Below are 8,673 nucleotides of genomic sequence, written 5' to 3'. Positions count from 1 at the left end.
AACCGGGGCGGGGGCGAGCGGGCTGCGGAGGCAGCGGGCCTCAGGGGAAGGCGAAAACCCGATGGCATGATAGCCGCCATGAATCGCCGTCAACTCTGGAGGGATCTCTCGCATTTTCCCTGGGGCAACACGGCGGAGGTGCTGGGCGAACGCTTCCGCGAAGACCGGTTGGGCCTCACCGCCAGCAGCCTGACCTTCACCACCACCATCGCGATGGTGCCCTTCTTCACCGTGGCCCTGGCACTGTTCACGGTGTTTCCGATGTTCGCGACCATGCAGGGCCGCGTGCAGCGCTGGCTCATCGAAAGCCTGATCCCCGACAACATCGCGCGCCAGGTGCTGGGCTACCTCAACCAGTTCGCGAGCGCGGCCAGCGGCCTGGGCGTGGCCGGCCTGCTGGTGCTGCTGGTGACGGCCATCGCGTTGATCCTGACCATCGACAAGACCCTCAACAACATCTGGCGCGTGCGCCGGCCGCGGCCCTTCGCGCAACGGGTGCTGATCTACTGGGCCGCCATCACGCTGGGGCCGCTGGTGCTGGCCCTCAGCCTCAGCACCACCGCCTACGTGTTCTCGGCTTCGCGCGACTGGGTGGGCCGCGGCATGGTCAAGCTGGCGTTCGATGCCTTCGAGTTCGTGCTGCTGGCCGGCGGCATGGCCTCGCTCTACCACTACGTGCCCAACACGAAGGTCAAGTGGGCGCATGCCTGGGCCGGCGGCTTTTTCGTGGCGGCGGCGATCGAGATCGCCAAGCGCGTGCTGGGCTACTACCTGAGCCTGGTGCCGACCTACTCCGTGCTGTACGGCGCCTTCGCGACCGTGCCGATTTTGCTGGTCTGGATCTACGTGGCCTGGGTGATCGTGCTGATGGGCGCGGTGATCGCCGCCTACCTGCCCAGCCTTCTGGCCGGCGTGGCGCGGCGCGGCGGCGTGCCGGGCTGGCCGCTGCAGCTGGCGGTGGAGGCGCTGCAGCACCTGGCGCAGGCGCGCGGATCGCTGGGCAAGGGGCTGGGCGCGGCCGAGCTGGTGGCCCGCATGCGGGTGGACGCGCTGCAGCTCGCGCCGGTGCTCGAGGCACTGGTCGCGCTCGACTGGATCGGCCCGCTGGCCGAGGAGCCGGACGACGAAGACCCGCGCTACGTGCTGCTGGCCGACCCCTCGCGCACGCCGCTGGAGCCCCTGCTCAGCGCCCTTTTGCTGCCGCATGCGCCACCGCTCGATAACCTGTGGCACAAAGGCCCCTTGCGAACCCTCGTCCTGCAGGATTTGCTGCCGTATCGATAATGGCGAGGCCTCCACTTGACCCCCTTCGTTCAGCCTTGAACCATTCAGCCTCCCCCGCAACGCTCGATGCCGCCGGCGACGCCCTGTGGGTGGTCTGTCTCTGCGCCGATTGGTGCGGCAGCTGCCGCGAATACCGGCCGCTGTTCGAGCAGGTGGCGAAGGCCCATCCGCAATTTCGATTCGCCTGGGTGGACATCGAGGACCATGCCGAGCTGGCAGACGACTTCGACGTCGAGACCTTTCCCACGCTGCTGGTGGCCGGCGAATCGGGCACCTGCTTCCTCGGCCCGCTGCTGCCGCATGCCGAGACCCTGTCGCGCATGCTCGGCGCGCTGCAGCCGGCCCAGGCGCCGTCCGCCGAAGTCCGCACCCTGATCGCCGCCCTGGCGCGCGACCCGGGCACGTTCGAAATCGAATAGACGGCGGCCCGCCATGAAGGTCCTGCTCTTCGGCGCGACCGGCATGGTGGGGCAAGGCGTACTGCGGGAATGCCTGCTCGACGACGGCGTGACGCAGGTCGTCAGCGTCGGCCGCCGGCCGTCCGGCCAGACGCACGCCAAGCTGGCGGACCTCGTGGTGCCCGACATGTTCGACTACGGTGCGGTCGAGGGCCGGCTCGCCGGCTACGACGCCTGCTTCTTCTGCCTGGGCGTGTCCTCGGTCGGCATGAGCGAGGCCGACTACCGCCGCACGACGCACGACCTCACGCTTGCGGCCGCCAGGCTGCTGGTGCGGCTCAATCCGCAGATGAGCTTCATCTACGTCTCGGGTGCCGGCACCGACAGCACCGAACGCGGCCCGAGCATGTGGGCGCGCGTCAAGGGCGAAACCGAAAACGCGTTGATGCGGCTGCCCTTCAAGGCGGCCTACATGTTCCGCCCCGGCTTCATCCAGCCGTTGCACGGCGTGCGCTCCAAGACCGCGCTGTACCGGTGGGTCTACGTGCTGGCCGTGCCGGTCTTCGGCCTCGTCCGGCGCATGGCACCCGACCGCGTCACCACCAGCGAGCAGATCGGGCGGGCCATGCTGGCGGCCGTGCGAAGCGGCGCGCCCACCCCGCTGGTCGAGATGCCGCTGATCAACGCGTTGCGTTGAGGAAGTCCCGCAAGGCGAACAGCACTTCGTCCGGTGCCTCGCTCATCAACTGGTGCCCGGCCGTCACCTGCACCGTTCGCGCGTCGCGCGCCTTCGATGCGAGTGCCTTGGTCGAGCGCGGCGGCGTCATCTGGTCCGCGTTGCCGAGCACGAAGAGCACCGGGCAGGCCACGGCGGCCATCGCGCCTTCGCCGTTGGCGTAGTCGTTGCAGGCCTTGAAGCCGAGGTGGAACACGTTCGCCTCGCCGTTGCTCGCCAGCACCCGGCGCATCAGTGCGCGCGAGCCGCCGTAGAGCCAGGTGCCTGGACCGAGCGTGGAGGGCGGCGGCGCCAGCATCGAATGCGAAAAGCCGTTGACCATGGCGATGGCGCGCTGCGGATCGTTCAGCGAGGCGTCGAGCAGGGCGGGAGACACGGTCATCGGGTAGGCGGTGCCGACCAGCGCGAGGCGCGTGATGCGGTCCGGTGCGCGCGCCGCGGCCTCCAGCGCGATCAGCGAGCCGAAGCTGTGGCCGACCAGGGCCGCCTTCTGCACGCCGGCCGCGTCGAGCAGCGCGAGCACGAACTGAGCAGCCTCTTCGACGCTCGCGGGCGGCGCGCCTTCGCTCCTGCAGTGCCCCGGCAGGTCCACGGCCAGCACGTTCCAGCCGTGGTGCGCGAACCAGCGGCTCTGCAGGATCCACACGCTGTGGTCGTTGAGCACGCCGTGGATGAACACCACCGTCGGCTTGGCGGCGTCGAAGGGCTTGCCGCCGGTATAGCAGTAGGCGCGGTGGCCGTTGACCGACAAATCCATCAGACACCTGCCTTTTCCGCGGCCCGCAGCGCGCGCTTGAGGTCGTCGATCAGGTCCATCGGATCTTCCAGCCCGATCGACAGCCGAATGGTGCCCTGCGTGATGCCGGCGCCCGCCAGCGCCTCGTCCGTCATGCGGAAATGCGTGGTGCTCGCCGGGTGGATTACCAGGCTGCGGCAATCGCCCACGTTGGCCAGGTGGCTGAAAAGCTTGAGCGCCTCGATGAACACCTTGCCCTGCTGCCGGTTGCCCTTGAGGTCGAAGCTGAACACCGCGCCCGCGCCCTTGGCGCCATGGCGCAGCAGCCGGTTCGCCAGCGCGTGGCTCGGATGCGACTCGAGCAGCGGGTGCCCCACGTGCGCCACGAACGGATGCGCGGCCAGGAACTCCACCACCTTCTGCGTGTTGTCGATGTGGCGCTCCATGCGCAGCGGCAGCGTCTCGATGCCCTGCAGGATCAGCCAGGCCGTGTGCGGGCTCATCGAGGCGCCGAAGTCGCGCAGCCCTTCGCGCCGTGCACGCAGCAAGAAGGCGCCCACCGTGCTCTCCTCGCTGAACACCATGTTGTGGAAGCCCTCGTAGGCCTGCGTCAGTTCCGCGAACCTGCCCGAGCGCTCCCAGTCGAAGCTGCCGCCATCGACCACCACCCCGCCGATCACCGTGCCGTGGCCCGACAGGAACTTGGTCGCCGAGTGATAGACCAGGTCGGCGCCCCAGTCGAAGGGCTTGATCAGGTAGGGCGAGGTCAGCGTGGAGTCGACCAGCAGCGGCACGCCGGCCGCGTGGGCGATTTCGCTGACCGCGGGGATGTCGAGCACGTCCAGCCCCGGGTTGCCCACGGTCTCGCCGAAGAGCAGCTTGGTCTCGGGCCGGATGGCCGCGCGCCAGCCGTCGAGGTCGCCGGGCTTGACGAAGGTCGTGTCGATGCCGAAGCGCCGCATCGTGTAGTGCAGCAGGTTCTGCGACCCGCCATAGAGCGCCGTGCTCGCGACGATGTGCGAGCCCGCACCCATCAGCGTGGCGATCGACAGGTGCAGCGCCGCGTGGCCGCTGGCCGTGGCGATGGCGCCGATGCCGCCTTCGAGCGCGGCCACGCGCTGTTCGAGCACCGCGTTGGTCGGGTTGCTGATGCGCGAGTAGACGTGGCCCGCACGCTCCAGGTTGAAGAGTGCGGCCGCATGGTCGCTCGACTCGAAGACGAAGGAAGTACTCAGGTGGATGGGCACGGCCCGCGCGCCGGTGGCGGGGTCGGGCGCCGCGCCGGCGTGCAGCGCCAGCGTGTCGAAGCCGGGATCGGAATAGCCGGGCATGAAGTCAACCTTTCGAAGCAACCGATTCTGCAATGCCCCGTTACGCGCATCGAGTGCGAAGGTGCGCCGGGGCCGGGGGATGGCCGGCATTGTGGGCTATATTCAATTCGGCATCTGGCCGAGCAAGAGAGGAGCACCACGATGAAAGTCAGCGACATCCTGCGCGTGAAGGGCAACGCGCTCTTCACCGTCACCCCCGATGAGCCGCTGGCCGTGGCGGTCAACACCATGGCCGAGAAAGACATCGGTTCGCTGGTGGTGATGGAGCACGGCGAACTCGTCGGCATGCTGACCTTCCGCGAAGTCATCGTCGCCATCGTCGGCAACGGCGGCCAGGTCGGCAGCACGCTGGTGCGCAAGGCCATGGACGACCATCCCGTCACCTGCACGCAGGAAACCGACCTCGACGAGGTGCGCCGCATCATGCTGGAGCGCCATGCGCGCTACATGCCGGTCATCGACAACCGCATGCTGATGGGCGTCATCAGCTTCTACGACGTGGCCAAGGCCGTGGTGGACAGCCAGAACTTCGAGAACAAGATGCTCAAGGCCTACATCCGCGACTGGCCGGCGGAAGACGAGTCGAACTGAAGTAAAGCTCTCCCCCAGGCTCCCCCACTTCGTGTGGTCCGCCAACCCCCTCACCGGGGGCAACACCAGCGGCCCGGCAAAGCCGGTTCCGCGGTGTTCCCCGTTTCGCGTGCGTGACTTCAGGTAGTGCGGGTCGCGCGTAGCGCACTGGAGGAACTGATTGCGGCGCAGGCCGCAGGCTGGTCGGAGCCGCTCACTCCTTGATGTTGGCGGCCTGCACGATCTTCTGGTTGCGCGCGTACTCGCCCTGCACGAACTTGCCGAGCTCTTCGGCGCTGCCGCTGCCGGGCACGGCGCCTTGCTCCTGCAGCTTGGCCCGCACTTCCGGGTCTTTGAGCACCGCGTTGAGTTCTTCGTTGATGCGCTTCACGGTCGCGGCGGGCGTGGCCGCCGGCGCGAAGATGCCGGTCCAACTGACCATCGAATAGCCCTTGAGCCCCGGCATCTCGTCGAAGGTCGGCACGTTGGGCAGCGACTCGAGCCGCTTGCTGCCCGTGACGCCGAGGGCCTTCAGACGGTTGCCGTTGACGTGCGGAATCGCGCTCGTGCTGACCAGCATCGCCAGGTCGACCTGGTTGCCGATCACGTCGGTCGCGATCTGCGCGCCGCCGCGGTACGGCACATGGGTCACGAAGATGCCGCTCTTCTCCTTGAGCAGTTCCATGGCCAACTGCAGCACGGTGCCCACGCCCGAGGTCGCGTAGTTGTACTTGCCGGGCGCGGCCTTCGCGAGCTTCACGAAGTCGGCATAGTTCTGCACCGCCAGGCCTGGGCGCGCCACCAGCACCATCGGTGCCGTGTTGAGCATTCCCACTGGCGCCAGGTCTTTGATCGGGTCGAACTTGAAGGCAGCCGGGTTGATCAGCTTGCCGATCGCGATCGCGCTGTCGGGGCCGGCCACCAGCGTGTAGCCGTCGGGCGCCGCGTTCACGGCCTTGGCCACGCCGATGGCGCCGCCGGCGCCGGTCACGTTCTCGATCACCACCGACTGCTTGAGCCGCTCGCCCAGCTTGGTTGCAACCAGTCGGGCGTTGAAGTCGACGCTGCCGCCGGCCGAGTAGGGCACGATCAGCGTGATGGGCTTGGCAGCGGGCCAGGCGGCCTGGGCGAAGGCGGCACCGGGTAGGGCGATGGCGAGCGCGGCGGCGAGAAGCGGGAGCTTGAAGGTGGGCATGGTCAGTTTCCGTGGGGGAGGGCGTCGGAGGGCAATTGCGCGCGCAGCGCGTCGAATTCGGCGGTCCATTGCGTGCGCCATGCGCGGCGCGTGGCGTCATCGATCCAGGCACCGTCGAGCCCGTTGTGCATGAAGCTGCGCAGGTCGTCGAGGCCGAAGCCGAAGTCGCGGACCATCATGGCCCAGGCTTGCGTCGGCGTGACCTTGTGCAGCGTGGGATCGTCCGTGTTGGGATGGATGCGCAGGCCCAGGCCCGGCATGCGGCGGATCGGGTGGTCCAGCGCCCAGCGTTCGGGCGGCAGCGTGCGCAGGTAGTAGGAGTTGGTCGGCACCACCGTGAACAGCACGCCGCGTTCCGCGCATTCGCGCGCGAACTCGGGCTGGTCCACCACCGTGTAGCCGTGGTCGATGCGGTCCACCTGCAGCAGGTCGAGCGCGGTGCGCACGTTGGTCCACGGCATGCCGAATTCGCCCGCGTGCGCGGTCGTCTTCAGGCCGGCGCGACGCGCGTTTCGGTAGGCCTGCAGAAAGAGCTCCGGCGGGCGGTCGTTCTCGCGGTAGTCGATGCCGATGCCTATGACTTCGTCGCAGCGGTTCGCCGTCACCCACTCGACCATCTCGACGGCGGCCTCGGGGCTGGCCTCGCGGTCGATGGCCGCGATCAGGCGGCCGGTGATGCCGAAGTCCTTCTCGGCGTCGTGAATGGCGCGCACGATCGCTGCCTGCGCGTCGCGGTAGCCGATGCGGGAGGTGTGCACCGTGCCGGTCGGGTTCCAGAAGAACTCGCTGTAGCGAACGTGGTGCGAAGCCGCGTCCTCCAGGTATTCGAGTGTCAGCCGGTGCAGGTCGTCCGGCGTCCGCAGCAGCTGTGCATCGAGCGCGCGCAGCACGCGCAGTACGCCCACCGGCTTCTCACCGCGCGTGTAGAAGTCTTCGACCTCCTGCTCGGCCAGCGGAGAACCCGCGCGGCGGTTGAGCGCGGCGAAGGTCGCGTGCCGCACCGTGCCGAACAGATGGCAATGCAGCTCGACCTTCGGGATCGCACTGAGAAATCCGTCGAGGGAGGTGTCGAGCAAGGCGGGCGCGGTCGTCATGCGGACCAGTCTAGTGAGCGACGGCGTATAAGCAAAGATTTGAATTTTTATGATTTGATTCACGCGATCTATGGCTGACGATGCCTCGCCCCTCCCGCTGCGCGCGCTGACGCTGCGCCAGCTTCAGTTCTTCTCGGTGCTCGTGCAGGAAGGCCAGTTCGGCCGCGCCGCCAAGCGACTGTCGATCACGCAGCCAGCCCTCAGCAACGCCATCAAGCAGATGGAGAAGCTGCTCGGCGCCGAGCTGCTGACCCGCTCCACCCATCGGCTCGAACTCACGCCGGTGGGTGCCGAGGTGCTGGCCCGCACCGACTTCCTCGTCAACACCGTCGAGGTGGCGCTGCGCGACATCGAGAGCACCGTGCAGCGCGGCCGCGCCTATGTGCGCATCGGCGTGATCCCTTCCGCCAGCGACAGCGTTGCAGCGGCCGTGAGCGCTTATCTCGGGGAGACCGGCCGTGCACTCGAGCTGTCGTGGCGCGACGCGCCTTCGACCACGCTGCTGGCCGAGGTGCGCAGCGGCCAACTCGACATGGCGGTCACCGCCATCACCGAGCCGCCCGGCGGGCTGTCCAGCGTCGAACTGCTGCGCGATCCGCTGGTGCTGGTGGTGCGCCGCGACCATCCTCTTGCCGCCGCCCGGGAGGTGAATTGGGAGGCGATCGGTGGCGAGCGCCTGGTGCTGTTCGAGAGCGGCAGCATGCCGGCCCTGGGCAACCCGGCACGCGCGCAGTTCGCGCAGGGCGCCGAGCCCTATCGCGTGAGCTACTCCGAAACGCTCTACGCGCTGGTCCGCGGCGGCCTCGCACTTGGCCTGATGCCGCGGCTCTACACCGGTTCGCTGCGCGACCCCGACCTGGTCGTGCTGCCCCTGTCGAAGCCGCGCATCGAACGGCGCGTGGCGCTGGTCTATTTGCCGGGACCGATGCGGAATGTGGTGGCGCAGGAGCTGATTGCGTTTCTGCGGTGGAGGTTGCCGCGGCTGGGTGGGAAGGCGAAGAACGCACCGGGTGCGAACGCGAGGTGATGCGGCGCGTGGTCGAGGGGCTGCCCCAACAAGCTGATTGCCGACCAGTTGTCGATCAGCGTGCGCACGGTCGAGGTTCACCGGGCGCGCGTGTTCGAGAAGATGGAAGTGAAGTCGGCGGTGGAGTTGGCAAATTTGCTGAGGGACGTCTAAGAATGCCCGTGATGACTTCGTAAGTAGTACCTCATCTCGCGTTGTTGGGGCGGCATGAGGTTTCCCGTGCTGTTGTGCAAAAAAACGCGGCTATCATCCGCGCCCATCAAGAACAACAACCCCGACTGATCGATCGCGGCGGGGAGGAA

At 68.0% G+C, this 8,673-nt stretch carries 9 protein-coding genes and 1 pseudogene; 6 read left to right on the top strand and 4 right to left on the bottom strand.

Going from position 1 to position 8,673, the window contains the following annotated elements; genetic code table 11:
- The first annotated feature begins 66 nt into the window (after positions 1–66).
- Genes B0W80_RS33380 through B0W80_RS33370 form a run of 3 tightly spaced genes read left to right on the top strand, consistent with a single transcriptional unit; the run spans position 67 to position 2,379 of the window.
- On the top strand, positions 67–1,284 hold the full coding sequence (locus tag B0W80_RS33380; RefSeq protein WP_077003434.1) for a YihY family inner membrane protein: 1,218 nt from the start codon (positions 67–69) through the stop codon (positions 1,282–1,284).
- A gap of 35 nt (positions 1,285–1,319) precedes the next feature.
- Positions 1,320–1,703, top strand: a complete 384-nt coding sequence (locus tag B0W80_RS33375) for a thioredoxin family protein (protein WP_256856760.1) — start codon at positions 1,320–1,322, stop codon at positions 1,701–1,703.
- A gap of 13 nt (positions 1,704–1,716) precedes the next feature.
- A complete protein-coding gene (locus B0W80_RS33370; RefSeq protein WP_077003432.1) occupies positions 1,717–2,379 on the top strand; it encodes an NAD(P)H-binding protein in 663 nt (220 codons plus the stop codon).
- On the opposite strand, the gene B0W80_RS33365 is transcribed toward B0W80_RS33370, so the two are convergent.
- Both B0W80_RS33365 and B0W80_RS33360 read right to left on the bottom strand, forming a co-directional pair.
- On the bottom strand, positions 2,363–3,175 hold the full coding sequence (locus tag B0W80_RS33365) for an alpha/beta fold hydrolase (RefSeq protein ID WP_077003431.1): 813 nt from the start codon (positions 3,173–3,175) through the stop codon (positions 2,363–2,365). The two genes, B0W80_RS33370 and B0W80_RS33365, sit on opposite strands and share 17 nt — an antisense overlap.
- On the bottom strand, positions 3,175–4,485 hold the full coding sequence (locus tag B0W80_RS33360) for an O-acetylhomoserine aminocarboxypropyltransferase (RefSeq protein WP_077003430.1): 1,311 nt from the start codon (positions 4,483–4,485) through the stop codon (positions 3,175–3,177). Before B0W80_RS33360 ends, B0W80_RS33365 begins: the two co-directional genes overlap by 1 nt.
- Positions 4,486–4,626: 141 nt before the next feature.
- Here B0W80_RS33360 and B0W80_RS33355 point away from each other — a divergent pair, with 141 nt between their 5' ends.
- Positions 4,627–5,076: a CBS domain-containing protein gene (locus B0W80_RS33355; RefSeq protein WP_077003429.1), complete on the top strand. Its 450-nt coding sequence runs from the start codon at positions 4,627–4,629 to the stop codon at positions 5,074–5,076.
- Positions 5,077–5,269: 193 nt separating this feature from the next.
- Here B0W80_RS33355 and B0W80_RS33350 read toward each other — a convergent pair whose 3' ends face one another.
- Positions 5,270–6,250: a tripartite tricarboxylate transporter substrate binding protein gene (locus tag B0W80_RS33350; protein ID WP_077003428.1), complete on the bottom strand. Its 981-nt coding sequence runs from the start codon at positions 6,248–6,250 to the stop codon at positions 5,270–5,272.
- Between the two features lie 2 nt (positions 6,251–6,252).
- Entirely contained in the window at positions 6,253–7,344 is a 1,092-nt protein-coding gene (gene add / locus B0W80_RS33345; RefSeq protein ID WP_179107089.1) for an adenosine deaminase, read from the bottom strand.
- Positions 7,345–7,414: 70 nt separating this feature from the next.
- On the opposite strand from add, the gene B0W80_RS33340 reads away from it, so the two are divergent.
- Together B0W80_RS33340 and B0W80_RS33335 are read left to right on the top strand one after the other, a co-directional pair.
- Complete coding sequence (locus B0W80_RS33340; RefSeq protein WP_077003426.1) at positions 7,415–8,371, top strand: LysR family transcriptional regulator; 957 nt, start codon at positions 7,415–7,417, stop codon at positions 8,369–8,371.
- A pseudogene (locus B0W80_RS33335) lies at positions 8,344–8,524 on the top strand (response regulator transcription factor); the annotation flags it as partial. The gene B0W80_RS33340 and the pseudogene B0W80_RS33335, both read left to right, overlap by 28 nt.
- Positions 8,525–8,673: the final 149 nt, after the last annotated feature.

This window comes from Variovorax sp. KK3, assembly GCF_001984055.1.
Lineage (GTDB): Bacteria > Pseudomonadota > Gammaproteobacteria > Burkholderiales > Burkholderiaceae_C > Variovorax.
The sequence above is the reverse complement of the archived record's forward strand: the minus strand, read 5'-3'. Positions and strand labels throughout refer to the sequence as shown.

Coding starts and splice junctions, on each gene's coding strand:
- B0W80_RS33380 (WP_077003434.1), top strand. CDS start 67: ATGATAGCCGCCATGAATCGCCGTCAACTCTGGAGGGATCTCTCGCAT.
- B0W80_RS33370 (WP_077003432.1), top strand. CDS start 1,717: ATGAAGGTCCTGCTCTTCGGCGCGACCGGCATGGTGGGGCAAGGCGTA.
- B0W80_RS33365 (WP_077003431.1), bottom strand. CDS start 3,175: ATGGATTTGTCGGTCAACGGCCACCGCGCCTACTGCTATACCGGCGGC.
- B0W80_RS33360 (WP_077003430.1), bottom strand. CDS start 4,485: ATGCCCGGCTATTCCGATCCCGGCTTCGACACGCTGGCGCTGCACGCC.
- B0W80_RS33355 (WP_077003429.1), top strand. CDS start 4,627: ATGAAAGTCAGCGACATCCTGCGCGTGAAGGGCAACGCGCTCTTCACC.
- B0W80_RS33350 (WP_077003428.1), bottom strand. CDS start 6,250: ATGCCCACCTTCAAGCTCCCGCTTCTCGCCGCCGCGCTCGCCATCGCC.
- add (WP_179107089.1), bottom strand. CDS start 7,344: ATGACGACCGCGCCCGCCTTGCTCGACACCTCCCTCGACGGATTTCTC.
- B0W80_RS33340 (WP_077003426.1), top strand. CDS start 7,415: ATGGCTGACGATGCCTCGCCCCTCCCGCTGCGCGCGCTGACGCTGCGC.